This is a genomic window from Ruegeria sp. BH6, from assembly GCF_056538105.1.
Genome location: NZ_JBQFSR010000004.1, coordinates 291,588 through 315,570, shown reverse-complemented (window position 1 = coordinate 315,570; position 23,983 = coordinate 291,588). Strand labels below are relative to the sequence as shown.

Genomic DNA, 23,983 nt, shown 5'->3' with positions numbered 1-23,983 from the left:
GCTTCGGCTTCGGCTTCGGCTTCGGCTTCGGCTTCGGCTTCGGCTTCGGCTTCGGCTTCGGCTTCGGCTTCGGCTTCGGCTTCGGCTTCGGCTTCGGAAAAGCCCTCTTCTACCGGCTCGGCCGCGTCAACAGTAGCTTGTTCCTCGGCAATTGTGGATTCGACCGCTTCGTCCGACTTGGGGTCTTCCACTGGCTTTTGATCGGTTTTCTTCTTACGAGCCACCGCAACATTCCCCTTATCGAATCCAAAATCATATGAATAACAGGCCACTCTAAGTTAATCGGTGGTATCGCTACCCTCAACCCGCATCGCATGTTTCACAAGTTTTTTAACCGCTTTCCGCATTTTCTTGGGGGTTGGCGCTTTGGCGACCCTTAGATGCGCATAGTCCAAAAAATAAAGGGGTTCCGCAGTCGCTTCGCTGATTGCGGCCAGCCACAGGGGCGCTGAACCAGACCAGATATCGGCAAATTGTCGCGCCGTACGGGGCGAAAATAACGGTGCGATGACCGGCTCTTTGCCATCGGTGGCGGCTGCGGCCTCGGGTGTCAGCGGTAACAGGCGCTGCTGATAGACGGCCTGTTCGCGCACGGTCAGTCCCGACTCGGTCAGGCGGGTGGCGACATTGCCCCGGCTGTGTTCTCCACGCAAATGCAAAAGCGGGCTGTCGGGGCGATGTTTCAGCAGATAGGCCACCAGTTCTTCGGCCGCTGCGCCAACCATCTGCGCGTTCCAACCAGCACTTTGGGCCGTGCTGGTGGTGGCAGGGCCGACGCAAAAGGCGGGCATGTTCCGAGACAAGCCCAAGGATACGGCAGCATTCACCCCATTGGCCGAGGTGAAAATCAGTCCCCGCACACCACTGGTGTCGACATTAATCGGCAAGGGGTTGATTTCGAGTAGCGGGGAATAGATGACCTTGACCCGGGATCTGGTGCGGGCCGGCAGCTGCGCGACAAACCGTTCTGAGGCGGCGCGCGGGCGGGTCATCAACAAATACAACGGTCGGCGCCTTCCGCCTTGGGATTGTTTGCATCCGCGCAGGGTGATACCCCGCTTGGCAGTCATGGTGTAACGGATCAGGCCAATGGTGCAAACACTTACCATCCTCGGGTTGGAAAGCAGCTGTGATGACACGGCCGCCGCCGTCGTGCGCCAAACCGATGGTGCAGAGGCCGAGGTTCTGTCTTCTATCGTGCATGGCCAGACCGAGTTGCACAGCGCTTTTGGCGGCGTAGTGCCCGAAATTGCCGCCCGCGCGCATGCCGAAAAACTGGATGTCTGCGTGGTGCAGGCGTTACAGTCCGCAGGGCTGACCCTGGCCGATATGGACGCCATCGCGGTCACCGCCGGGCCGGGTCTGATCGGCGGCGTCATGTCGGGTGTCATGTGTGCCAAGGGGCTGAGTGCAGCATCTGGCCTGCCTTTGGTCGGGGTGAACCATCTGGCCGGGCATGCCCTGACACCTCGTCTGACGGATGGGATCGCTTTTCCTTATCTGATGCTGCTGGTCTCGGGGGGGCATTGTCAGTACCTGATTGCCCACGGACCGGAAAAATTCACCCGTCTGGGCGGCACCATCGACGATGCCCCCGGCGAAGCGTTCGACAAAACCGCCCGACTGCTGGGCTTGCCGCAACCCGGCGGCCCCTCGGTCGAGGTCGAAGCCCGGTCGGGCGATCCCAAGCGATTCCGCTTTCCACGCCCACTGCTGGACCGGCCAGGATGTGATCTGTCGTTCTCGGGACTCAAGACCGCGCTGATGCGGATGCGAGACCAGATCGTTGCCGAAAAGGGTGGGTTGACCCGACAGGACCGCGCAGATCTGTGCGCTGGGTTTCAGCAGGCCATTGTCGACACATTGGCCGAAAAAACTCGCCGGGCGATGAATCTGTATTTGGAGGAAAACCCTGCAGAGCCGGTGATCGCGGTTGCAGGTGGCGTAGCAGCAAATTCGGCCATTCGTGCAGCATTAGAGACTGTTTGCATAGAAAAAGGTGCGCGATTCACGGCCCCGCCGCTGAACCTATGCACCGATAACGCCGCCATGATTGCCTATGCCGGGATGGAGCGGTTTCGTACCGGTGCCCGGGATGGATTGGACCTGACCGCCCGGCCCCGCTGGCCGTTGGATCAGACCAGTCCCGCCATGCTGGGCAGCGGCAAGAAAGGGGCCAAGGCATGAGCATCGCTGTCCTTGGATCCGGGGCATTTGGCACCGCTTTGGCGATTTCGCTGGCCGGGAATGGGCCGGTGACGCTGTGGTCGCGCAACACCGAGCAAGCCAACCAAATGCAAGACAGCCGCGAGAACGCAGCGCGCCTGCCGAATGTGGCTCTGCCGGACGAAGTATTGGTGACAGCCGACATGCAGGACGCAGTGACCGCTGATGTCTTGCTGCTGGCGGTTCCCATGCAGAAACTGCGCGCGGCTCTGACGGAACATGCCCCGGTTCTGGCCGGAAAGACCCTGGTTGCCTGCTGCAAGGGGATCGAACTGTCCTCAGGCCTTGGTCCAATCTCGGTGATCCGCCGGACCATCCCGGATGCGCGCCCGGCCCTGCTGACCGGGCCCAGCTTTGCCGATGACATCGCGCGCGGGCTGCCCACGGCGCTGACGCTGGCCTGCGCGGATGGTGATCTAAGCGAAACGCTGCAGACCGAACTGACCACTGCGAACCTGCGCCTTTATCGCACCACCGACGTGATCGGCGCGGAACTGGGTGGAGCATTGAAAAACGTCATGGCCATCGGCTGCGGCGCTGCCATTGGGGCCGGGCTGGGCGACAGTGCCCGCGCTGCCCTGATGACCCGTGGCTTTGCCGAGATGCAGCGGTTCGCTTTGATGCGCGGTGCGCGTCCCGATACCTTGATGGGCCTGTCTGGATTGGGCGATCTGGTGCTGACCTGCTCATCCGAATTGTCCCGAAATTATCGTTTTGGCCTGTGTTTGGGTCAAAATCGCCCTTTCGACAGCCAAACAACGGTCGAAGGCGTCGCAACCGCGCGCGCCATGGCGGACATTGCCACGGCTGAGGGGCTGGACATGCCCATCAGCGCCACGGTGGCCGACCTGAGCCACGGTACCTATAGTGTGCCCCAAGCCATTCAAACCCTGCTCAACCGACCCCTCAAGGAGGAATAATATGCTCATTGCCCTGATCGCCAAGGACAAGGACGGTGCCCTGCAAACCCGGCTGGACAATCGCGCCAACCACCTGGCCTATATCGAGGAAACTGGCGTTGTTGCACAGGCAGGCCCCCTGCTGGACGGCGACGCGATGATCGGCTCGTTGATCATTCTTGAGGTCGAGGACATGGCTGCTGCGCAAACATGGGCAGACAACGATCCCTATGCCAAAGCAGGGCTGTTTCAATCCGTTGATCTGATCGTATGGAAGAAGGTCGTCGGCTGATGGCATATTGGCTGTTCAAATCCGAACCCTCAACCTGGAGCTGGGACCAGCAGGTTGCCAAAGGGGATGCGGGCGAAGAGTGGGACGGCGTGCGCAATTATCAGGCGCGCAATTTCATGCGCCAGATGGCAATCGGTGACCGCGGGTTTTTCTACCACTCGCAAAAGGACAAGGCGATTGTCGGCATTGTCGAGGTCTGCGCCGAGGCCCACCCCGACAGCACCACAGATGATGAACGCTGGGAATGTGTGGATATCAAGGCTGTACGCCCGTTCACCACAGCTGTCACTTTGGAGCAGATCAAGGCAGATGAACGTCTGGACGAGATGGTGCTGGTGAAAAACTCGCGCCTGTCCGTTCAACCTGTGACTGATGAGGAATGGGCAACCATCTGTGCGCTGGGGGCCACCCAACCGGATTGACGGAATCAACGTCTAAGGGTGCAAACCTTCTCAAACCACCAATAAAATGGTATATTTTTAGAGCTGCACCATGTGGGGGCAATGGCGGCCGCAGTTTCAGTGGTCGTCTGTCTTTTGGTGTTGCTCGATCTTTGGTTGATCAATTCGAAAGCAAGAACCCATGTCTGACGTTGAAGGCAGCGGTGGGAAGAACGAAGACATTGCTGCTGAGCTGAGTTCAAAATGCTGGGAAGCGCGCCTTGAGATTGCGCGAAAACAGCGCGCCGCTGCGCTGGCCGATGTGCAGCAATCAGGTCACCTGAAAATGTCACCGGAAATCGAGATTGAAGCGCCGCAGGAAGACAGCCCCGCAGAACCCGGTGAATTCAAATTTGAGCAGGTTGTGTTCAAAAGTTCTCAGTCGAAACACCCAATACAACCGCCCCGAAAACAGCGCGTCAATCGCATGTATCCGATCGTTTTTGGTGCAATGTTCTGTGGCGCTGCCCTGCATTGGGCCGCAACAAGTGTTTTGGCAGGATGGCGAAACCCCGACGCGGTGGTTCAAACCAGCCTATCTATTGATACAACAGCAGAAATCGACGCAGACGCAAATCCGGTGGCGGGTGATCCAAATGACGGTGATACGACCCTGTCCAGCTTGGAATCGGACGCGGCAGAACCGATTTCGCGGTTTGCCAAAGTGACGCACAAGACGTCCACTGCAAATACGGGGCCAGGGTCAGAAAAGAGCAGTTCAGTTGTTCCAATGAACTATGAGCCAGCCTGGGGTGAGACGCTATTGCCACCGGTGAAACAAGGCTCTTACGAACCGGGGGCGCCGCTAACAACCGTACCTGACGTCGTGATCGCCCGAGCCACCGCACCGAGATCGGTTCTCGTGATTCCCGAAAAACATGACAGCCTGCCTAATCATGACCAGCCGGCTGAAACAGGGGTATCTCTTTTTGTACCCGTTGGCGTGTCGAACGAAACCAGCATCGCCGTGCTTGAGATTTTGACCTCGGACCAGACTGACGTGATTGCAACGGCGCGAGTAAATTATGCCGTGAAGGCGACTCAGGTCCGATTCTATCACCCCAAGGACGCGCAAATTGCGGAACTGACAGCAAGTTTGCTTGGCGGTATCTCTCGGGACTTTACGAAGTCCGGTCCAAAAACGCGACCGGGCCATATCGAGGTTTATCTGGCCGGTAAGGGGGGTGGAAGAAAACGCCAACCAAATCGAGGGCCAGATTCAGTGGAACGGTTTGTTGCCCGAATTCTTGAAGAGTTCCAATAAAAATGCGGGAAGGTTCCGACGATGCAGAACCTTCCCTACCCCCGCGTGCTCCCTATTCACCACACGCGTCTGGAAATCTTTGGCTCTGACCGTACTGGTCACTCTTAGATATTAGTCGAGTTCTGGTGGTCAGCACAAACACCAAGTGCTTAAAATTGAAAACGCCCGCCAGTGGCCTGACGGGCATCAAGGGATCAGCCGTAGACCGACTCTTTGCCGAAATGCTTGGTCAGCATGTAATAGACAACGGCGCGGTATTTGTTACGCTCAGACATGCCATAGGTTTCAAGCGCAGTGTTGATTGCGCCCGTCAACTCTGGCCCGTCTGACAGGCCCAGCTTCTTGATCAGAAAGTTGTTCTTGACCGTCTCGATCTCACCTTCCTGCGTGGCAGCCACGGTCGCCGCGTCGGCGTCATAGATCGCCGGACCACATCCGATTGTGACCTTGGTCAGCAGGTCCATGTCAGGGTCCATTCCGCATTTGTTTTTCAGATCATCTGCGTATTTTGCGATCAGCTCGTCGCGTTTTCCCATGTCCCAATCTCCCTAAGTTACAATGAAACGGCACCCTTACCGTCTTCGTTAAGGTTAGCCGCGACGGATATTTTTCCGAAAGGAAAAAATTTGGGGATTTCTCCCCCTATTGCCGATTAAGGCGCAAATCGGCCCGGCTGGCCTAGCGGCAAAAGCCCCAACCCGGACCCTGCAGGTGGAAATGGTCGGCGTGCAAGCGATTGTAATCTGGCCCTAAAACAACCCGGAACCAGTCACAAGCACCACGTCCAATCCGATGCAAGAAAGCGGCCTCGGGTCCGGGCGTGTCCCAATCTGTCAGCAGGATCAGGGATCGGCCATCCCCCAGTTGCAGGCCGATTATATCAATCGCGTCCGCGGTGGCGTGGCTGCTCCAGCCGCTGTGCTGCCCCTGCGCTGTGCGCATCCGGCGGCAATTGTAGCTGCCCACGTGGCGTAAGGCGCGCACGTCGGTGCCCAGAAAATCGCGCGCGGCGGGCTGCACCACGTGATGCTCCCACAAGGCCAGCCGCAGAGTTGTCGCGCAGCTGGTTTCAACCGCCTCGATCCGTGCAGTGCCCAGCCGGGTCAACAGGCCCCGACCGGCGATGCCACAGTTCTGATCGACCACCAGATCGTCCATCCGCTCAAAAGCCACGCCCGCCGCCGAGAGGGCGGCCCGGCACTGGGCCTCATCCCCCAGAGCGCGGCGCATCTGGTAGGCGGTGACCGGCGTGACCGGCGCCGTGACGGTCAATTCCCGCAGCGGGTTCCAATGCGACGGCACCGGTGTTTGCGGATGTGACAACAGCCACCACCCGCCGCCACCGACGATGATCAGCAACGTAATGAGGGTAAAAAACAAAGACGCCGCCAGATGCAAAATCCGGCGGCGTCCCTTGCGTTTCGTCATACCCGTTCCGCGATCAGTAGCGGTAATGCTCGGGCTTATAGGGGCCTTCGGGTTTCACGCCGATATAAGCCGCCTGTTCACTGTCCATTTGGGTCAGCTTCACACCGATGCGATCCAGATGCAGGCGCGCGACCTTCTCATCCAGGTGCTTGGGCAGGATGTAGACGTCGTTGTTGTACTCATCACCCTTCGTGAACAGCTCGATCTGCGCCAGAACCTGGTTGGTGAAAGAAGCTGACATCACGAATGACGGGTGACCGGTGGCGTTGCCGAGGTTCAGCAAACGGCCTTCGGACAGCAGGATCAGACGATTGCCCGACGGCATCTCGATCATGTCCACCTGTTCCTTGATGTTGGTCCATTTGTGGTTCTTCAGGCTGGCCACCTGAATTTCGTTGTCGAAGTGACCGATGTTGCCGACGATGGCCATGTCCTTCATCTCGCGCATATGCTCGATGCGGATCACGTCCTTGTTGCCGGTGGTGGTGATGAAGATATCGGCCGATGCGACTTCGTCTTCCAGCAAAGTGACTTCGAACCCGTCCATCGCCGCCTGCAGGGCGCAGATCGGGTCAACTTCGGTCACTTTCACACGGGCACCCGCGCCGCGCAGCGAGGCGGCCGAGCCTTTGCCCACGTCACCATAACCACAAACGACAGCAACTTTACCGGCCATCATCGTGTCGGTGGCACGACGGATGCCGTCGACCAGCGATTCCTTACAACCGTATTTGTTGTCGAATTTCGACTTGGTGACACTGTCGTTCACGTTGATCGCCGGGAACGGCAGGTGGCCGTCTTTCACCAGCTGATACAGGCGGTTCACACCGGTGGTGGTTTCCTCGGACACGCCCTGGATCTGATCACGCATCTTGGTGAACCAGCCAGGGCTTGCCGCCATTCGCTTGGCGATCTGGGCCTTAATGACTTCTTCCTCTTCCGAGCCCGGAACGGGGATGATGTCTTCGCCGGCTTCGGCACGTGCGCCCAGCAGGATATACAGCGTTGCGTCGCCGCCATCATCCAGAATCATGTTCGGGCCGTCTTCGAACAGGAAGGATTTGTCCAGATAATCCCAATGCTCTTCCAACGTCTGGCCTTTGATCGCAAAGACCGGAATACCAGCCTCGGCAATGGCTGCCGCCGCGTGATCCTGGGTTGAGAAGATGTTGCACGACGCCCAGCGCACATCCGCGCCCAACGCCACCAATGTTTCGATCAGAACAGCCGTCTGGATGGTCATGTGCAGCGAGCCGACGATCCGCGCACCTTTAAGGGGCTTTGCGTCACCGTATTCCGCGCGCAGGGCCATCAGGCCCGGCATCTCGGTTTCGGCGATGTCCAGCTCTTTGCGGCCAAACCCGGCCAGCGCAATGTCTTTGACGATATAGTCCCCGGCCATCATATACTCCATTCCGGTAAGCAGGTCCGGGCTGCCCCCTAGCATCCCTTGGGGCAGGTAGCAACGCAGATGGCCGAAAACAGATTATTTGGCAGCAAAAATCAGCTGGGCTCACCCTTTAGTGTAATCTTCGGGATCGCTTCAAAAAAATCGGTGCCAACGGCGACAATACAACTAATGCCGTTCGCTTGGGTCACCAGAACCGTGTAGCTTCCGGTTTCCTTCGAGGTCCAAACCTCCATAACCGCCTGCGCACCACGCGTTTTCTGCAATCCACCAAAGACCAGCTCTTCTGAATAGCTGTCTTGCAGCTTGGCGATCACATGCTCGCGTTGCGCACAACCTTGGGCAAATGCAGGGGGGGCAGTGGCGGCCATTCCAAAGGCCAGGGTAATTCCAAACAGTCGCTTAAACATAGTAGCTCCCTTCGATACGAGTTACGTTCCGAGAGGGGCACACCAGGAGGAGCATGCACCCCCCTCAGCACAGATGTCGGTATCACCACGCGCCAATTCAAAGCACGTCTGGTCAAGAAAAAGTTGGCAGCTGGTGATCTCGACAGGTACATCATAACACAAAAACCCAAAACTTACGTGAGCGACTTCACAGGGCATGGCATAATGGCAACACAAGCACGAGCGTGGCAAAGAATGCTGTCGGGGCGCAGGCTGGATCTGCTGGATCCGACCCCCGTGGACATCGAAATCGAAGATATCGCCCACGGATTGGCCTTTGTGGCCCGTTGGAACGGCCAAACTGCAGGTGATTTCGCCTATTCCGTGGCCGAACATTCCCTGTTGGTTGAGGAGCTTTTTGGCCGGATTGCGCCCAAAGCACCGGTGAAATGGCGCCTCGCGGCTTTGTTACACGATGCGCCGGAATATGTGATCGGAGATATGATCTCGCCGGTCAAATCCGCCGTTGGCCCCGATTACGGCGCTTTGGATGATCGTCTGGCGGCCGCGATCCACATTCGGTTCGGGTTGCCTGCTGCAGTGCCGAAAACGGTGAAACGGCAGATCAAGAAAGCCGACAAGATCAGCGCCTGGATGGAGGCAACGCAAATCGCGGGGTTTTCCGAGGCCGAGGCGACGAAGTTCTTTGGTCGTCCGGATAAGTCGGTGATGGAAGGATTGACGATTACGTTACGCCCGCCGGTTGAGGCACGCGAGGCGTATATGGCGCGGCATGAGAATCTGATCCAGAAGATTTAACAAAGGATGGCGTGTTCTCGGATCAATTGGTCCAATCAATAGGAAATCTACAAAAATCCGATCACAGACAGACCGATCAGAGTCAACCAGCCGATAAGTTGATATAGAAACCTCAATTTCTCCGCATTCATCTCACCGGTATCAAAGGGCTCCAGAGATGAACGGGTTTGCTTGGCCCCAATAAGTTTGGGGAAAAGTGCCGACAAAGCATGGGCGATGCCGAAGAAGGTCAAAAGAGAACAAGTTGCTAGTCCAAAGACACTCGCCGTTAAGCCGGTCATAGTCCATGGTCCATTCCAAGTTTGAAAAACAATGGATCCCACAACGATCAGAGCTCCGAGGGAACAGACGCCAAAAACCAAAGCGCCTAGACGTTGCACCCAAGTTTCAGGCGCGGTTTTCGCCAATAGCTGCAACACCATTCGAACTGAGTCTGTAGCCTACCTCGGACTGCGCTTCGCCAAAATTCGCTGCAACGTTCGGCGGTGCATGTTCAGGCGACGGGCGGTCTCGGAGACATTCCGGTCGCACAGCTCATACACCCGCTGGATATGCTCCCAGCGCACGCGGTCCGCGCTCATGGGGTTTTCCGGCGGTGGCGGCAGTTCGTCACCTTTGGCCAGCAGCGCATTGGTGATGTCGGTGGCATCGGCGGGTTTTGACAGGTAGTCGGTCGCGCCGATCTTGACGGCGGCCACGGCGGTGGCAATCGCGCCATATCCGGTCAGAACCACAACCCGGCTGTCGGGGCGTTTTTCGCGCAAAACTTCGACCACATCCAGACCGTTGCCATCCTCAAGCCGCAGGTCGACAACGGCATATGCAGGGGGGCGGGCTGTAGAAATGGCGCGGCCTGCGGCGACGGAACCTGCGGTCTCAACTTCGAACCCGCGCTTCTCCATGGCTTTGGCCAGACGTCTCAGAAACGGCTCATCATCATCCACCAAAAGCAGGGATTTATCGGGGCCGATATCCAGGTCAGAGCTGTCCGCCATATTCTGTTCTTTCCGTAATTTTACGTCTTTGGCTTAAACATGAGTAATAGCAGCGCCATTTCAAAGGTCAAATCGACTGTGCGCCCTACATCTGATCCAGGAAGCACCCGACCTTGTCGGCCATCTGCTCCGCCGTGTCGTCGCGGTTGAAGAATTCCAGGAATCCATGCTCGGGCGTCATCAGGTAAGTAAAGGTGGAATGGTCGACCAGATAGAATTCGTCGCTTTTGTCATGAGCCTTGTAATAGGTCTTGTAGGTTTGGCTGGCGGCCTTGACCTGCTCGGGCGTGCCGGTCAGAGCGATGGTTTTGCCGCCCAGATTGAACGCATAATCAGCCATCACTTCGGGTGTGTCGCGATCCGGGTCGATCGAGATGAACAGCGGCGTCACAGACTGGCCACGCTCGGCCAGAATATCCACGGCCTCGGCATTGCGCGACATATCGAAAGGGCAGACATCGGGGCAGAAGGTATAGCCGAAATAAACCAGTGTCGGCTCGGTGATCACATCTTTGTCGGTAACGGTCTCACCCTTGCCGTTGATCAGCTCGAACGGGCCGCCAATCGCGGCTGAGCCACCGGCGATCTGGCCGGAACGGCATTGCGCGAACTGATCGTCCGACCGGCCCCCCAGCGTCAGCAGCCACATGGCGCCCAGGCCAACGGCCAGAACTACGGTTGCGAGGATGGCATAAAGGCGGGTCATGACATCAATCCTGAAATGAGAGGGGTTGTTGATCGTTTTCGCCGGGACACCTATCAAGATGAACAGCCGATGCAACAGGACATAATAGACCGATGGCAAATTCCAACATCACTTCGTGGACCGGTCAGGAAGGCAGCAACTGGATTCGGCTACGCACGCTGATCCTATTGCGCTGGGTGGCCATCATTGGCCAGTTCACGGCCATCACCGTGGCACAGCGATATTATCACGTGCAGCTGGAACTGGCCCTGTGTTATCTGGCCATTGGTGTTTCGGTCATGGGCAACATGACGGCCATTCTTCTGTTCCCGCAAAACAAGCGCCTGACCGAGTTCGAGAACTTCCTGATGGTTCTGTTCGATCTACTGCAACTGGCCATTCTGCTGTATCTGACCGGTGGTCTGAACAACCCGTTTGCGTTGCTTCTGCTGGGGCCGGTGACCATTTCGGCAAACGTAATGAGTACGCGTTCAACCCTGATCGTGGGGGGTGTTGCGATTGTTGTGGCATCCTTGCTGGCTGAGTTTCATCTGCCGCTGCGCACGGAGCAGGGCGAGGCGTTGCTGATCCCCGACATGTTGTTATTCGGAAACTGGGCCGCGATCGTGATCGCAATCGTGTTCATTGGCGCCTACTCACACCGCGTCAGTTCCGAGGTCCGATCCATGTCCGAAGCGCTTGCAGCCACCCACATGGCCCTTGCGCGCGAACAGAAGCTGACCGATCTGGGCGGTGTGGTCGCCGCCGCCGCGCATGAGCTGGGAACGCCATTGGCCACGATCAAGCTGACCAGTTCCGAGCTGATCGAAGAGCTGGATGACCGCCCCGACCTGAAAGACGATGCCGCGCTGATCCGCGAACAGGCCAATCGCTGCCGCGATATCCTGCGCGATATGGGCCGTGCCGGCAAAGATGATCTGCATCTGCGGCAGGCTCCTCTGTCCACCGTGGTGCATGAAGCCGCCGAACCGCATATTCATCGCGGCAAGACGGTGCATTTTGACGAAGGGCCTGCCGGGGACGGTGATGTGCAGCAACCCTCGATCCTGCGCAAGCCCGAGATCATTCACGGATTGCGCAACCTGATCCAGAATGCGGTGGATTTCGCCCGCGCCAATGTCTGGGTCGAGGCCGAATGGACCACCGATCAGATCACCATCAATATCATGGATGACGGGCGCGGGTACCCTTCGCAGATGATTGGCCGTATCGGTGATCCCTTCATGCGCCGCCGCCGAGCCGAATCCGATCAGCGGACCCGCCCGGAGTATGAAGGCATGGGGCTGGGGTTATTCATTGCCAAAACCCTGCTGGAACGCAGCGGGGCAGAGCTTCAATTCGCCAACGGGTCAGATCCCTATCAGAACCTGAGCGACAAAAAAGACCGGCGGGGCGCAATCGTACAGGTTTCCTGGCCGCGAAATCTGATCGACGCGCAAACCGGCGACACGCCTGTCCCGTCGGGTGCGAACCAGCGTATCCAGGTCTGAGTTAAGACCCCGTTAACCATTAACGCGCATAGTTCCTTCTCGTGATATCAGTACCGAGGAGAGCATGGTCGACTGGATCATTCTGGCCGCTATCAGCCTGGTATCCGCTAGCCTGGCGGTGCAATGGCTTTTGCCCCGTCGTCGGCAGCGGGGCGATAGTTTCGGTCTGTCCTCACCCGCGTCGCTGTTCGATGCAGTGTTTCTGTTCGATGAGGACCGCCTTATCAGCCATTCCGATATTGCTCTGGAAGGGTTTCAGGCAGTCCGCGACTGGCCTGATCTGCGCCGCCTGCTGCAACGGGACTTTCCGACCTTTCCGGAAACACCAGACCGTATTCGACGCGAAGGTACCCTGATCATTCCTGCCATCGACTGCACCATCGAACGCGATGTCCTGTGTGAATGGATCGACGGGATCGTGCGGGTGCAACTGCGCGACAGTACCGACCGCCCCGACCCGGTGCAGCGCGACCCCCAAGACCCGATCCGGCTGGCGATGGAACAGGCCCCCTATCCGGTTTGGCTGCTGGATCATCAAGGTAACGTGCGCTGGTGCAATGCCGCCTATGTCTTACTTGTGCGCAAGGTCCGCGGTCAGGATACTGATTTGACCGCACCGATGTTCCCCGGCACTGATGAAGACGCACGGTTGGGGGCAAAAAGCCGCATCTCAATTTCGTCCGAAGGCAGCGGCAACAAGCTGTGGTTCGATCTCACTCTGGTGGATCACCCCGAGGGGCACCTGTGCTATGCCGTCGATATCAATGCCATCGTCGCCGCAGAGACCGCTCAGCGCAAGTTCGTCCAGACCATGACGAAAACCTTTGCTCAATTGTCTATCGGGCTGGCCATATTTGACCGCAACCGACAACTGGCCTTGTTCAACCCGGCGCTGATCGATTTGACCACCCTGCCCCCGGATTTCCTCAGTTGCCGCCCCAGTCTGTCCAGCTTTTTTGACCGACTGCGGGATCAACACATGATGCCGGAACCCAAGAATTATCGCGGGTGGCGCAACCAGATGAACGACCTGCTCGAAGCGGCCGAGGACGGGAATTACCAGGAAACCTGGTCGCTGCCCTCGGGGTCAGTATATTCGGTCAGCGGGCGGCCCCATCCCGACGGCGCCGTGGCTTTTCTGTTCGAAGATATCACGGCCGAGATTACCCTGACCCGGCGCTTCCGCTCGGAAATGGATCTGATGCAATCGGTTCTGGATAAGTTGGCCGATGCCATCGCGGTGTTTGGTGATGACGGAACACTGGCTTTTACCAACCGCGCCTATCAACAATTGTGGGGGGATTCTGGTGAGGCCGGGTTCGAACCGGATTCCGTGCTGGATGTGACGCGTGGCTGGCAGGAACAATGCGTTGCCTCACCGATCCTCGGCGAGATTCGCGATTTTGTGGAAATGCGCGACAACCGTGTTGAATGGTCCAACGACCTAAAGCTGCGGAACGGCACCCAACTGTCCTGTACGGTCAGTCCCATGCAGAACGGCGCAACGATTGTGCGGTTCTCGGTCGAGGATGCGCCGTCAACCCTGCCGATCCGTCAAATCAGCGCCTGAACCGGGTTGCAGCCGCCCGGGCGTAAGGTCATTGTGGCGCCATGACGTTGCACGCCCGTTCGATCACCCTGAATTCGCCCGAAGAAACCGCCGATCTGGCCGCACGGCTGGGTGCAAAATTGCGCCCTGGCGACATCTTGTTGCTTGAGGGTGAGATCGGCAGCGGTAAGACCCATTTTGCGCGCAGCCTGATCCAATCACTGATGTCTGTGCCCGAGGACGTGCCTTCGCCCACCTTCACGCTGGTACAAGCCTATGACACCCTACCTGGCGAGATCTGGCACTGCGATCTGTACCGGCTAAGCGCCTTGGAAGAGATCGAAGAACTGGGGCTGTCCGACGCTTTTGAAACTGCCATTTGCCTGATTGAATGGCCGGACAAGCTGGGTCCGCTGACCCCTGCCACCGCCCTGACCTTGCATTTGAAAACAGACCCTAACACGACGGGTTTGCGATATCTGACCCTTTCGTGGTCCGATCCGAAATGGCCCCAAATACTGGAGAGTGCCGCATGACGAACCGGGCTGTGCTGGCCGAGGCGCTGATTGCACAAACACCATGGTCCAACGCCACGCGCGCACCGCTGGCCGGGGATGCCTCGAACCGCCGGTACGAACGTTTGACCGATCCCGATACTGGCCGCACGGCTGTTTTCATGGACTCACCTCCGGGCAAGGCCGAACCGGTTGAGGCTTTTGTCCGCATGGCTAACTATCTGCGGGAAATCGGGCTTAGCGCACCCGAAATCTATGCCGAGGACACAGAATTCGGCTTTCTGTTGCTGGAGGATCTGGGCGATGATCTGTTCGCCCGCGTCCTCAGGCAAAACCCTCGGATGGAGCGCGAGCTGTATGAGGCTGCAACCGACGTTCTGATCGAGTTGCACAAGGCACCTACCCTGTCACTGCCGTCTTATGATCCGACGATGATGACCGAATTGGCTGCGTTGTCCTTCACCAAATACGCCCAAGCGGTATTGGGGGAACATGATGCAGACGCTCGGATACGGTTTGAAAACCGCTTTGCGGATATTTTGCACCAAGAAACCTCGGGCCGCAAAGTGGTGATCCAACGTGACTATCACGCGGAAAACATGATCTGGTTGCCGGACCGTGACGGGATCAAGCGGGTGGGATTGCTGGATTTCCAGACCGCGATGCTGGGCCACCCGGCCTATGACCTCGTGTCGATGTTGCAAGATGTGCGCCGTGATGTGGCACCGGGAACCGAGATGCGGATGGTAAACCGATACATCGATGCAACCGGCGAAAAGGATCATGACTTTCGCACTGCCTACGCCGTGTTAGGTGCGCAACGAAACCTGCGCATTCTGGGCGTGTTCGCCCGATTGGCGGTGGACTATGGAAAACCGCAATACATCGATCTGATCCCGGCCACATGGGCGCATCTGATGCGCGATCTGGACCATCCTGCGCTGGTCTCTGTTGCTGATCTTCTGCGCGGCGCCCTGCCCGCCCCAACCCCGGAAAACCTGGACAGGCTCAGACAGACATGACCCGACACCCCGACGCCGTGATGTTGTTTGCCGCCGGGTTTGGCACCCGTATGGGCGCTTTGACCAAAGACCGGCCCAAACCCCTGATCGAGGTCGCAGGCCGCCCGCTGATCGATCACGCGCTGGATCTGACGGACGATCTGCCCGCTGATCGAGTGGTTGCTAATCTGCATTATTTGCCCGACCAGCTTGCAGCGCATCTGACCCCCAAGGGCGTGCTGACCTCTTTGGAAGAGCCGGAAATTCTGGAAACAGGCGGTGGGCTGCGTGCTGCTCTGCCCCTACTGGGGTTGGATCCGGTATTTACCTTGAATACGGATGCAATCTGGTCCGGGCCGAACCCTCTGACCCTTTTGCGCAAAGCGTGGGACCCCAACCGAATGGATGCGCTGCTTATGTGTGTTCCCATCGCCCAGACCATCGGGCATGCCGGACCGGGCGACTTCACGGCAGATGCCGAGGGCCGGATCAGCCGTGGCCCCGGATTGGTCTTTGGCGGGGCGCAGATTATTAAGACCGAAGGGCTGGCAGCCATATCGGAACAGGCATTTTCGCTGAACTTGCTGTGGGATCAGATTCACAAACAGGGCCGTCTGTTCGCGGCCACCTACCCCGGTCGCTGGTGCGACGTGGGCCGCCCCGAGGGGATTGCCCTGGCCGAGGGGCTAATAGCCGATGTTTGAACCCAGCGCCGCGCCCCGCGTCTTTGCCGTGCCTCCGGGCGCAGATTTTCCAAAGGCTCTGGTGGATGGCCTGCGTCAACACGCCGGTGACCAACCGCCCGAGGCGCTGGCCCGGGTCCAACTGGTTGTCAACACGCGCCGTATGGCCCGGCGCGTACGCGATCTGTTCGATCAGGGCCCGGCCTGCCTGCTGCCGCGCCTGTCGCTGGTGACCGATCTGGGCGAAAGCGTCGATCTGGCGCAAATTCCGCCCGCCATCCCCGCATTGCGACGCAGGCTGGAGCTGACGCAGCTGATTGCCAAGCTCCTGGAGCAACAGCCTGATCTCGCTGCGCGATCCTCATTGTTCGATCTGTCCGACAGTCTGGCGGCGCTGATTGACGAAATGCAGGGCGAAGGTGTTTCGCCAGACGCGATCCGGCAGCTGGATGTCAGCGACATGTCTGGCCACTGGGCGCGTGCGCAGGCCTTTATAGGGATTGCTGACCATTTTATTGACTCTGGCCCTGATGCTTTGGACGCGCAGGCGCGGCAACGACGTGTGGTGGAAAATCTGATTGATCGCTGGCAGGTAGCACCTCCGCAGCATCCGGTAATCCTTGCGGGCTCTACCGGCTCGCGTGGCACCACATTGATGCTGATGGAGGCCGTCGCTCGCCTGCCGCAAGGGGCGCTGATCCTGCCTGGTTACGATTTCGATCAGCCTGACCATGTCTGGCAGGGATTGGACGATGCGCTAGCCTCAGAAGATCACCCGCAATACCGGTTCCGAAAACTGATGACCCGGCTTGAGATACAGCCGAGGCAGATCGAACGTTGGACGAACAACCCTGCCCCGTCCCCTGCCCGTAATCGGCTGATTTCACTGGCATTACGCCCAGCGCCGATCACTGATGCCTGGATGTCCGAAGGCCCCCAGCTAACCGATTTGGATGGCGCCACCAAGGACCTCACCCTGGTTGAGGCGCAATCCCCCCGCGCCGAGGCATTGGCCATTGCCCTGCGTCTGCGTGAAGCGGCAGAAACCGGCCAGACCGCCGCGTTGATCACGCCTGATCGGATGCTGACTCGTCAGGTCAGCGCCGCATTGGATCGGTGGAACATCCTGCCGGATGACAGTGCGGGTCTGCCTTTGCAGTTATCGCCTCCGGGCCGGTTTCTGCGCCATGTGGCTGGGCTGTTCGCCCGGAGGCTCGAGGGCGAGGCGCTGCTGACCCTGCTGAAACATCCGCTTTGCCACGATGGCGGCGATCGCGGTGCGCATCTGCTGCATACCCGTGATCTGGAACTGGAATTGCGGCGACACGGCCCTCCGTTCCCCGACAGCGCCAGCCTGGCCGCTTTTGCCATCCGCAAAGAAGTGCCAGAGCAGTGGATGCAATGGCTGGTGGCGCAATTCTGCGACCAGCACGTGACGGGTGAATTACCTCTATCCGAATGGGTGACCCGCCTGCGCAATCTGGCCGAGGCAATATCGGCCGGTAGTGAAGGCGACGCCGGAACGCTGTGGGACAAGAATGCGGGCCAAAAGGCGTTGTCGATTCTGACCGCGCTTGAGGACGAGGCCGAACATGGCGGCACGATGACGGCCCATGATTTCGCCGACCTGCTGGGCGCGCTGCTGGCGGGGGAAGAGGTTCGCGACCGGGACGCGCCACATCCGCATATCATGATCTGGGGAACGCTTGAGGCCCGGGTTCAGGGCGCTGATCTGTTGATTCTGGGCGGCCTAAATGAAGGCAGCTGGCCCGAGGCGGCAGCACCTGACCCTTGGCTGAACCGACAGATGCGCGACAAGGCGGGGCTGTTGCTGCCCGAACGCCGCATTGGCCTGTCAGCGCATGATTTCCAACAAGCTGTCGGAGCGCCCGAGGTCTGGTTGACCCGCGCAACCCGATCCGATGACGCCGAAACCGTGCCATCGCGTTGGCTGAACCGGATGACGAACCTGTTGCAGGGCTTGCCGGGGCAGGGTGGTCCCGAAACGCTGGCTTCAATGCGCGCTCGTGGCCAGCAATGGCTGCGCTGGTCGGAACAGCTTGAGGTCGCGCCGAAGATCGAACCGGCCGCGCGCCCATCGCCGCGCCCGCCGGTCGCCGCACGCCCACGCCGTCTGAGCGTGACCGAAATCAAACGCCTGATCCGCGATCCCTATGCGATCTACGCCAAACATGTGCTGCGCTTGCGGCCACTAGACCCCATGGTCCAGGCACCAGACGCTTTGCTGCGCGGGATCGTCATCCACGAAATCCTTGAAAATTTTGTCAAAGACAGTGTTTTGGACAGCGCTTTGCTGACACGCGAGAATTTCCTGAAACGCGCTGAGACGCTGTTGGACCAGCATGTCGCGTGGCCGACCGCCCGAAAACTGTGGCTAGCACGGCTTGAGCGGATTGCCGATGACTTCCTCACCGCTGAAACCGCCCGACGTGGCGATGGCGGGCCAGTGGCGTTTGAGGCCGCGATGAAGATGGTGCTATCGCCACTGGATTTCACCATCGCCGGACGAGCCGACCGAATCGATCACAACAGCCGTGGCGCGCTGCGGATCGTGGATTACAAGACCGGCACGCCTCCGACCGAAAGCCAGCAAGCCAAGTTCGACAAACAATTGCTGATCGAGGCCGCCATGGCCGAGCAGGGCGCCATCGAAGGCATCGATCCGTTACCGGTTGCCGAGGCTGTATTCATCGGCATGGGCGGTACTTACAAAGAGGTCGCGGCCCCATTGGCCAAGGAGCCGCCTGACAAGGTTCTGACCGAGCTGAAAGAGCTGGTTTCTGCCTATTTAGAGCCTGATCAAGGCTTCACCGCGCGCCGGATGCTGCACAAGGACACGGATGTTGGCGACTATGACCACCTGGCCCGGTTCGGCGAATGGGACCGCACTGACGAAACCTCACCCGAGGTGTTGAAATGAACGCCCGCAATGATGCAACCGAACGGCAGGTGCAGGCGGCGCGCCCAGATGCCTCGACCTGGTTGGCGGCCAATGCGGGGTCGGGCAAGACGCGGGTTCTGACCGACCGGGTGGCACGGTTGCTGCTGGGTGGCGTGCAGCCGCAACATATCCTCTGCCTGACATACACCAAAGCCGCCGCCAGCGAGATGCAGAACCGGTTGTTCAAACGGTTGGGTGAATGGGCGATGCTGGAGGATGACAGCTTGCTGACGCAGCTGACTGATCTGGGCGTGTCGGGCGTGATCGACCCTGACAGGCTGGCGCAGGCCCGCACCCTGTTTGCCCGCGCCATCGAAACGCCGGGTGGATTAAAAATCCAGACGATCCACTCATTCTGCGCTTCGCTATTGCGGCGATTTCCTTTGGAGGCCGGGGTTAGTCCTCAGTTTTCCGAGATGGAGGACCGGGCCGCAGCGTTATTGCGCGAAGAGATCGTCGAAGATTTTGCCGAAGGTGCGCAGGCCGCACTGATTAAGGATGTCGCCCGTTTCATCACAGATACCGGCTTTGACAATCTAACCGCCGCCGTCACGCATAAACGCAACCTCTTCTCTCAGCCAATAGAGTGGCCTGATCTGCTGCAACGTTTCGATCTGCCCGACGGGTTCGACGAAAACGCCCTGCTGGCCCGCGTGTTTCTGGGTGGTGAGGTCGACTTGATCCGCGCGATCCTGCCTGCACTGACCGAAAGTGGCGGCAACAATGCCAAGGCTGCGGCCAAACTGGCGGCGTTCACTGAGGCGCGCATTGGCAGCTTGCCGCTGTTGGAGAGCGTGTTTCTGACGGGCAAATCGGCCAAAGAGCCTTTTACCGCCAAGATCAACAGTTTCCCCACCAAAGCCCTGCGCGAAGGTACGCTGGCTGGTCATATGCCACAGCTGGAAGCCCTCATGCTTCGGATCGAGGCCGCACGCGAACACCGGCTGGCGCTGGTCGCGGCACGCAAAACACATGTTCTGCACCGTTTTGCTGCTGCCTTTTTGCCAGAATATGAACGCCGCAAGCTGTTGCGCGGCTGGCTGGATTTCGACGACCTGATCCTGCGCGCACGGCAGGTGCTTAACGATCCGGCCGTGGCGGAATGGGTGCTGTACCGTCTTGATGGCGGCATCGACCACATTCTGGTGGATGAGGCGCAGGATACCAGCCCAGATCAATGGGATGTTGTTGAAAAGCTGGCTCAGGAATTCACCAGCGGGGAAGGGGCCCGATCCGGGGTCGAGCGGACTATTTTCGTGGTCGGCGACAAGAAACAGTCGATCTATTCCTTTCAGGGCGCCGACCCGCAGGCCTTTGACCGGATGCAGCAGGAGTTTGGGCGCAGATTGGAGGAATCAGGCTCTAAACTGTGGGATTCGACACTAGAATACTCATTCCGATCCTCTAGTGCGATCCTGTCTCTGGTCGATATCCTGTTCGAAAACCGTGCCGAGGCTGGGTTTCACAAGGATAGCCTGCACCGCGCATTTAAGGCCGATTTGCCGGGCCGCGTTGATTTGTGGCCGGTGGTTGAAAAGGTCGACGAAGATGATGATGGCGACTGGACCGATCCGGTGGATCGACCCGGCGCGCGGCACCACACCGTCATTCTGGCCGAACAGGTAGCCCGCTCGATCAAGACCATGATCGACACCGGCGAGACGATCCCCGAGGATGGTGACCGGCCCGGCACTTTCGTTCGGCGCAAGGTGCAACCGGGGGATTTTCTGATCCTCGTCCAACGCCGTTCAGACCTGTTTGCCGAGATCATCCGCGCCTGCAAGGCCGAAGGCCTACCCATTGCCGGGGCCGACCGTTTGAAAGTGGGCGCGGAACTAGCGGTCAAGGATCTGGCGGCGCTGTTGAGCTTTCTGGCCACGCCCGAGGACAGCCTGTCACTGGCCACAGTGTTGAAATCGCCTTTGTTCGGGTGGGGTGAACAACAATTGTTCGACCTGGCGCATCGGCGGCAGGAACAGTTTCTGTGGGCCGCTTTGCGACAACGGGCCGAGGAGTTTCCCGAAACGCTAGGCATCCTCAACGATCTGCGCGGCCAGATCGACTTTCTGCGCCCTTATGACCTGATCGAACGCATTCTGACCCGGCATGACGGGCGGCGGAAACTATTGGGCCGACTGGGGGCCGAGGCCGAGGATGGTATCAACGCATTGCTGTCACAGGCACTGGCTTATGAGCGCACCGATATTCCCAGTTTAACCGGGTTTCTGGTCTGGATGCAGACCGACGATCTGGAAATCAAGCGGCAGATGAGCGGTGTCGGCAACATGATCCGCGTGATGACGGTGCATGGCTCCAAAGGGCTTGAGGCCCCGATCGTGATCCTGCCGGATACCGGCAAGCGACAAGCCCCGCGTGATGCCGAGATCATGGTGGGAGAGGGCACACCGCTGTGGAAAGTACCAGCGGATGCCTCGCCAGCTTTGATCGCCCAAGCACGGTCCGAGGCACGGGCGCGGGAAGAAAATGAGCGGCTTCGACTGCTATATGTGGCTCTAACGCGAGCCGAAAAGTGGCTAATCGTCGGCGCCGCCGGGGATGTCGGCAAAGACGGAACCAGTTGGTACCAGATGGTCGAGGCTGCGATGGCACGGGCAGGGGCCGCACAGGTCCCTGGCTCGGAAACCCTGCGTCTGTCACATGCAGATTGGGACGCGTTACCTCTTGTCGAACATGTGGAGCCTGAGATTGCCGCGACTCCGCTGCCCAACCAGTTCCTTTCCCCAGCGTCCGTGCCAGAACAGGCGCCCGAGACGCTCAGCCCGTCTGATTTAGGTGGGGCCAAAGCGTTGCCCGGAGATATCGGCCAGGATGAAGAGGCCGCCAAACTGCGTGGCACGCGCCTGCACTTGTTGTTGGAACACTTACCATCCGTTGCGCCAGAGAATTGGCCGCAGCTTTGCGCCCGGGTTCTACCTGATATGCAACAACCTGACCGGCAGGAACTGTTGGATGAGGCGCAGGCCGTTCTGGCGGCTGACCATCTGAAATTCGTGTTCGCCAAAAACACACTGGCCGAGGTCCCGGTGACCGCCGATCTGAACGGGCGGCGCATGCATGGAGTGATCGACCGTCTGATCGTGACCGAGTCGGATGTGCAGGTGATTGATTTCAAATCAAATACCACGGTTCCCGACAATCCATCGGCCTGCCCCGAAGGTCTGTTGCGGCAGATGGGGGCCTATGCCCAAGCGTTGGCGCAGATCTATCCGGGTCGACAAGTTCGCACGGCAATCCTGTGGACCCGTACAGCCGATCTGATGTGGTTGCCACACGATCTTGTGACGGATGCATTGGCCCGCACCCAGATATCTTGACCTTGGGCGGTGCCGACCCTACGTTCTGTTCCCGAGTTTACCCCATTCAGGAGACAGAATATGTCGACCGTAGCCGTGACCGACGATACCTTTGACGCCGAGGTTAAGAATTCCGACATCCCCGTTGTTGTCGATTTCTGGGCCGAATGGTGTGGCCCCTGTAAGCAGATCGGCCCCGCCCTGGAAGAGCTGGCCGCTGAATACGGCGACAAGGTGAAAATCGCCAAGGTTGACGTAGACAGCAACCCGAACGCCGCCGCCGCCATGGGCGTTCGCGGTATTCCGGCGCTGTTCATCTTCAAGGACGGTCAGGTCGTCTCGAACCGCGCAGGCGCGGCGCCGAAGGCGGCACTGCAAAGCTGGATCGACGAATCCATCTGATCCAACGTGATCAGCAAGTCATCAAAGGCGCCTTGAACCGGGCGCCTTTTTTATTGCCGGGAGGATCAGATGGCAAAAACACGGGTACTTGTGGAGTTCGGCATGGGGACGTCTTTGCGCCGCGAGGATTATACCGAGGCCGCGCTGCGGGCGATCAAAGATGCACTATGGCACAATTCGGTCAACATGGCCGAGCTGTTCGATTTTCCAAAAGAGGCGATGATCATCGACGCCGAGATTGGGGTTCAACAGCCTGAAAAGGTGGATCGAGACGCGCTGACTGCCATTTTCCCCTATGGGCAACCCAATATCACCATCACGCAAGGTGGGCTGGATATTGAAAAGCCGCATACCGAGGGTCGGACCGTCATCGCCAATGCCGCCATCATCGTTTCCTTTGACATGGAGCCCGTGACATGACCGAAAAACGTATCATTCTGGAAATGGGTACCGGCAACGACCTGTATGGGCAGGATTACACCAAGGCGGCACGCCGGGCGGTGCAGGATGCACTGCATCATTCGTCGATCACGCTGTTCTCAAAGCTGGGTGTGGATCATACCGACATGCGCGTTTGCGTCACTATTGGGGTACAGGACCCTGACCAGGTGAATTGCGATCTTGTTGCCGCTGATCTTCCCCGCGGACGGGCCGAGGTGCGGGCTGTCAAAGGTGGGTTGGATATCGAAGATATTGAGGCCGGCACGAGACATGTGGTGGCAACCGCCGCGATCGAGGCTTTCCTGCCCGACCTATCCGGCCAATACAAACTGTCCTGACAAAGAAAAAGCCGCTCGGACGAGCGGCTTGCATTCTTTTTGCACTGGGCGCGGATCAGACGTTTCTGATGTCCGCGCGGCACAGGCCGATATCTTCCAGCTGTGCGTCGCTCAGCTCCGACAGGGCCTTGCGTGTCTTGCGGGATTCATTCCACGCGATTGCTTTGTCATAGGTTCCGTAGAACGCGTCCACTACGTGCAGAATGGTAGCTGCTCCGAGCGGCGCATGGGTTTTAGCGATGGTTGCCATTTGCGCAGTCCTTATATGTGAAACAGCCGACCCGTTGTCGGTTGTGAGGCTCATGTAGGACTTTCGGCCGAGTCTCACAATTGCTAGTCCGGTAACCCCGCATTGCGATTCCTGCATATCTTTTAGGCAGTTCGTGACCTGTTGCGCTGCGGACAGGTCCGGCCCATATAGG

The 23,983-nt window shown here is 58.8% G+C and carries 25 protein-coding genes and 1 pseudogene; 16 read left to right on the top strand and 10 right to left on the bottom strand.

Annotated elements, in window-relative coordinates:
- Window positions 1-224, bottom strand: a pseudogene (locus tag ACR0B8_RS11905) (hypothetical protein); the annotation flags it as partial.
- Window positions 225-278: 54 nt separating this feature from the next.
- Window positions 279-992, bottom strand: a complete 714-nt coding sequence (locus tag ACR0B8_RS11900; protein WP_480658454.1) for a uroporphyrinogen-III synthase — start codon at window positions 990-992, stop codon at window positions 279-281.
- A 97-nt stretch (window positions 993-1,089) separates the two neighbouring features.
- Here ACR0B8_RS11900 and tsaD point away from each other — a divergent pair, with 97 nt between their 5' ends.
- From tsaD to ACR0B8_RS11875, 5 genes are all read left to right on the top strand, one after another.
- Window positions 1,090-2,187, top strand: a complete 1,098-nt coding sequence (tsaD, locus tag ACR0B8_RS11895; protein ID WP_480658456.1) for a tRNA (adenosine(37)-N6)-threonylcarbamoyltransferase complex transferase subunit TsaD — start codon at window positions 1,090-1,092, stop codon at window positions 2,185-2,187.
- Window positions 2,184-3,146 (top strand): NAD(P)H-dependent glycerol-3-phosphate dehydrogenase, encoded by a 963-nt coding sequence (locus tag ACR0B8_RS11890; protein ID WP_480658458.1) that lies wholly within the window; start codon window positions 2,184-2,186, stop codon window positions 3,144-3,146. The genes tsaD and ACR0B8_RS11890 overlap by 4 nt, the downstream gene beginning before the upstream one ends.
- Window position 3,147: 1 nt before the next feature.
- On the top strand, window positions 3,148-3,417 hold the full coding sequence (locus ACR0B8_RS11885; RefSeq protein ID WP_170349518.1) for a YciI family protein: 270 nt from the start codon (window positions 3,148-3,150) through the stop codon (window positions 3,415-3,417).
- Window positions 3,417-3,839: an EVE domain-containing protein gene (locus tag ACR0B8_RS11880; RefSeq protein WP_170349519.1), complete on the top strand. Its 423-nt coding sequence runs from the start codon at window positions 3,417-3,419 to the stop codon at window positions 3,837-3,839. The genes ACR0B8_RS11885 and ACR0B8_RS11880 overlap by 1 nt, the downstream gene beginning before the upstream one ends.
- Window positions 3,840-3,999: 160 nt before the next feature.
- The gene (locus ACR0B8_RS11875; protein WP_480658460.1) at window positions 4,000-5,121 is read left to right on the top strand and encodes a hypothetical protein; all 1,122 of its coding nucleotides are present in this window, start codon (window positions 4,000-4,002) and stop codon (window positions 5,119-5,121) included.
- Window positions 5,122-5,315: 194 nt separating this feature from the next.
- Here ACR0B8_RS11875 and ACR0B8_RS11870 read toward each other — a convergent pair whose 3' ends face one another.
- The 4 genes from ACR0B8_RS11870 to ACR0B8_RS11855 all read right to left on the bottom strand — a co-directional run bounded on the left by ACR0B8_RS11870 (window position 5,316) and on the right by ACR0B8_RS11855 (window position 8,367).
- On the bottom strand, window positions 5,316-5,657 hold the full coding sequence (locus ACR0B8_RS11870) for a DUF2853 family protein (RefSeq protein WP_170361103.1): 342 nt from the start codon (window positions 5,655-5,657) through the stop codon (window positions 5,316-5,318).
- A gap of 142 nt (window positions 5,658-5,799) precedes the next feature.
- Window positions 5,800-6,549 carry an extensin-like domain-containing protein gene (locus ACR0B8_RS11865; RefSeq protein WP_170361101.1) on the bottom strand — a complete coding sequence of 250 codons (750 nt, stop codon included), beginning with the start codon at window positions 6,547-6,549 and terminating at the stop codon, window positions 5,800-5,802.
- Between the two features lie 13 nt (window positions 6,550-6,562).
- Window positions 6,563-7,951 carry an adenosylhomocysteinase gene (gene ahcY / locus ACR0B8_RS11860; protein ID WP_170361099.1) on the bottom strand — a complete coding sequence of 463 codons (1,389 nt, stop codon included), beginning with the start codon at window positions 7,949-7,951 and terminating at the stop codon, window positions 6,563-6,565.
- Window positions 7,952-8,052: 101 nt separating this feature from the next.
- The gene (locus tag ACR0B8_RS11855) at window positions 8,053-8,367 is read right to left on the bottom strand and encodes a hypothetical protein (RefSeq protein WP_170349524.1); all 315 of its coding nucleotides are present in this window, start codon (window positions 8,365-8,367) and stop codon (window positions 8,053-8,055) included.
- A gap of 204 nt (window positions 8,368-8,571) precedes the next feature.
- On the opposite strand from ACR0B8_RS11855, the gene ACR0B8_RS11850 reads away from it, so the two are divergent.
- Window positions 8,572-9,165, top strand: coding sequence for an HD domain-containing protein (locus tag ACR0B8_RS11850; RefSeq protein WP_170349525.1), 594 nt, complete (start codon window positions 8,572-8,574; stop codon window positions 9,163-9,165).
- A gap of 47 nt (window positions 9,166-9,212) precedes the next feature.
- Here ACR0B8_RS11850 and ACR0B8_RS11845 read toward each other — a convergent pair whose 3' ends face one another.
- The 3 genes from ACR0B8_RS11845 to ACR0B8_RS11835 form a co-directional block, all read right to left on the bottom strand.
- Complete coding sequence (locus tag ACR0B8_RS11845) at window positions 9,213-9,587, bottom strand: hypothetical protein (protein WP_480658462.1); 375 nt, start codon at window positions 9,585-9,587, stop codon at window positions 9,213-9,215.
- Between the two features lie 18 nt (window positions 9,588-9,605).
- A complete protein-coding gene (locus ACR0B8_RS11840; RefSeq protein WP_142637470.1) occupies window positions 9,606-10,160 on the bottom strand; it encodes an ActR/PrrA/RegA family redox response regulator transcription factor in 555 nt (184 codons plus the stop codon).
- An 85-nt stretch (window positions 10,161-10,245) separates the two neighbouring features.
- A complete protein-coding gene (locus tag ACR0B8_RS11835) occupies window positions 10,246-10,866 on the bottom strand; it encodes an SCO family protein (protein ID WP_170376586.1) in 621 nt (206 codons plus the stop codon).
- Window positions 10,867-10,958: 92 nt separating this feature from the next.
- Here ACR0B8_RS11835 and regB point away from each other — a divergent pair, with 92 nt between their 5' ends.
- The 10 genes from regB to ACR0B8_RS11785 all read left to right on the top strand — a co-directional run bounded on the left by regB (window position 10,959) and on the right by ACR0B8_RS11785 (window position 23,561).
- Window positions 10,959-12,356 (top strand): sensor histidine kinase RegB, encoded by a 1,398-nt coding sequence (gene regB, locus ACR0B8_RS11830; protein ID WP_226689004.1) that lies wholly within the window; start codon window positions 10,959-10,961, stop codon window positions 12,354-12,356.
- A 64-nt stretch (window positions 12,357-12,420) separates the two neighbouring features.
- Complete coding sequence (locus tag ACR0B8_RS11825) at window positions 12,421-13,926, top strand: PAS-domain containing protein (protein WP_170349529.1); 1,506 nt, start codon at window positions 12,421-12,423, stop codon at window positions 13,924-13,926.
- Between the two features lie 41 nt (window positions 13,927-13,967).
- On the top strand, window positions 13,968-14,441 hold the full coding sequence (gene tsaE, locus ACR0B8_RS11820; RefSeq protein ID WP_170349530.1) for a tRNA (adenosine(37)-N6)-threonylcarbamoyltransferase complex ATPase subunit type 1 TsaE: 474 nt from the start codon (window positions 13,968-13,970) through the stop codon (window positions 14,439-14,441).
- Entirely contained in the window at window positions 14,438-15,442 is a 1,005-nt protein-coding gene (locus tag ACR0B8_RS11815; RefSeq protein WP_226689005.1) for an aminoglycoside phosphotransferase family protein, read from the top strand. Before tsaE ends, ACR0B8_RS11815 begins: the two co-directional genes overlap by 4 nt.
- The gene (locus tag ACR0B8_RS11810) at window positions 15,439-16,125 is read left to right on the top strand and encodes a nucleotidyltransferase family protein (RefSeq protein WP_226689006.1); all 687 of its coding nucleotides are present in this window, start codon (window positions 15,439-15,441) and stop codon (window positions 16,123-16,125) included. Before ACR0B8_RS11815 ends, ACR0B8_RS11810 begins: the two co-directional genes overlap by 4 nt.
- Window positions 16,118-19,045 (top strand): double-strand break repair protein AddB, encoded by a 2,928-nt coding sequence (gene addB / locus ACR0B8_RS11805; protein ID WP_480658465.1) that lies wholly within the window; start codon window positions 16,118-16,120, stop codon window positions 19,043-19,045. Before ACR0B8_RS11810 ends, addB begins: the two co-directional genes overlap by 8 nt.
- Window positions 19,042-22,401, top strand: a complete 3,360-nt coding sequence (gene addA / locus ACR0B8_RS11800; RefSeq protein ID WP_226689008.1) for a double-strand break repair helicase AddA — start codon at window positions 19,042-19,044, stop codon at window positions 22,399-22,401. The genes addB and addA overlap by 4 nt, the downstream gene beginning before the upstream one ends.
- A gap of 9 nt (window positions 22,402-22,410) precedes the next feature.
- Complete coding sequence (gene trxA / locus ACR0B8_RS11795) at window positions 22,411-22,782, top strand: thioredoxin (protein ID WP_226689009.1); 372 nt, start codon at window positions 22,411-22,413, stop codon at window positions 22,780-22,782.
- Window positions 22,783-22,851: 69 nt separating this feature from the next.
- The gene (locus ACR0B8_RS11790; protein ID WP_170376567.1) at window positions 22,852-23,202 is read left to right on the top strand and encodes a Lin0512 family protein; all 351 of its coding nucleotides are present in this window, start codon (window positions 22,852-22,854) and stop codon (window positions 23,200-23,202) included.
- Complete coding sequence (locus tag ACR0B8_RS11785; RefSeq protein WP_170349536.1) at window positions 23,199-23,561, top strand: Lin0512 family protein; 363 nt, start codon at window positions 23,199-23,201, stop codon at window positions 23,559-23,561. Before ACR0B8_RS11790 ends, ACR0B8_RS11785 begins: the two co-directional genes overlap by 4 nt.
- A gap of 55 nt (window positions 23,562-23,616) precedes the next feature.
- Here ACR0B8_RS11785 and ACR0B8_RS11780 read toward each other — a convergent pair whose 3' ends face one another.
- Window positions 23,617-23,811: a DUF1127 domain-containing protein gene (locus ACR0B8_RS11780; RefSeq protein ID WP_170349537.1), complete on the bottom strand. Its 195-nt coding sequence runs from the start codon at window positions 23,809-23,811 to the stop codon at window positions 23,617-23,619.
- Between the last annotated feature and the right edge of the window lie 172 nt (window positions 23,812-23,983).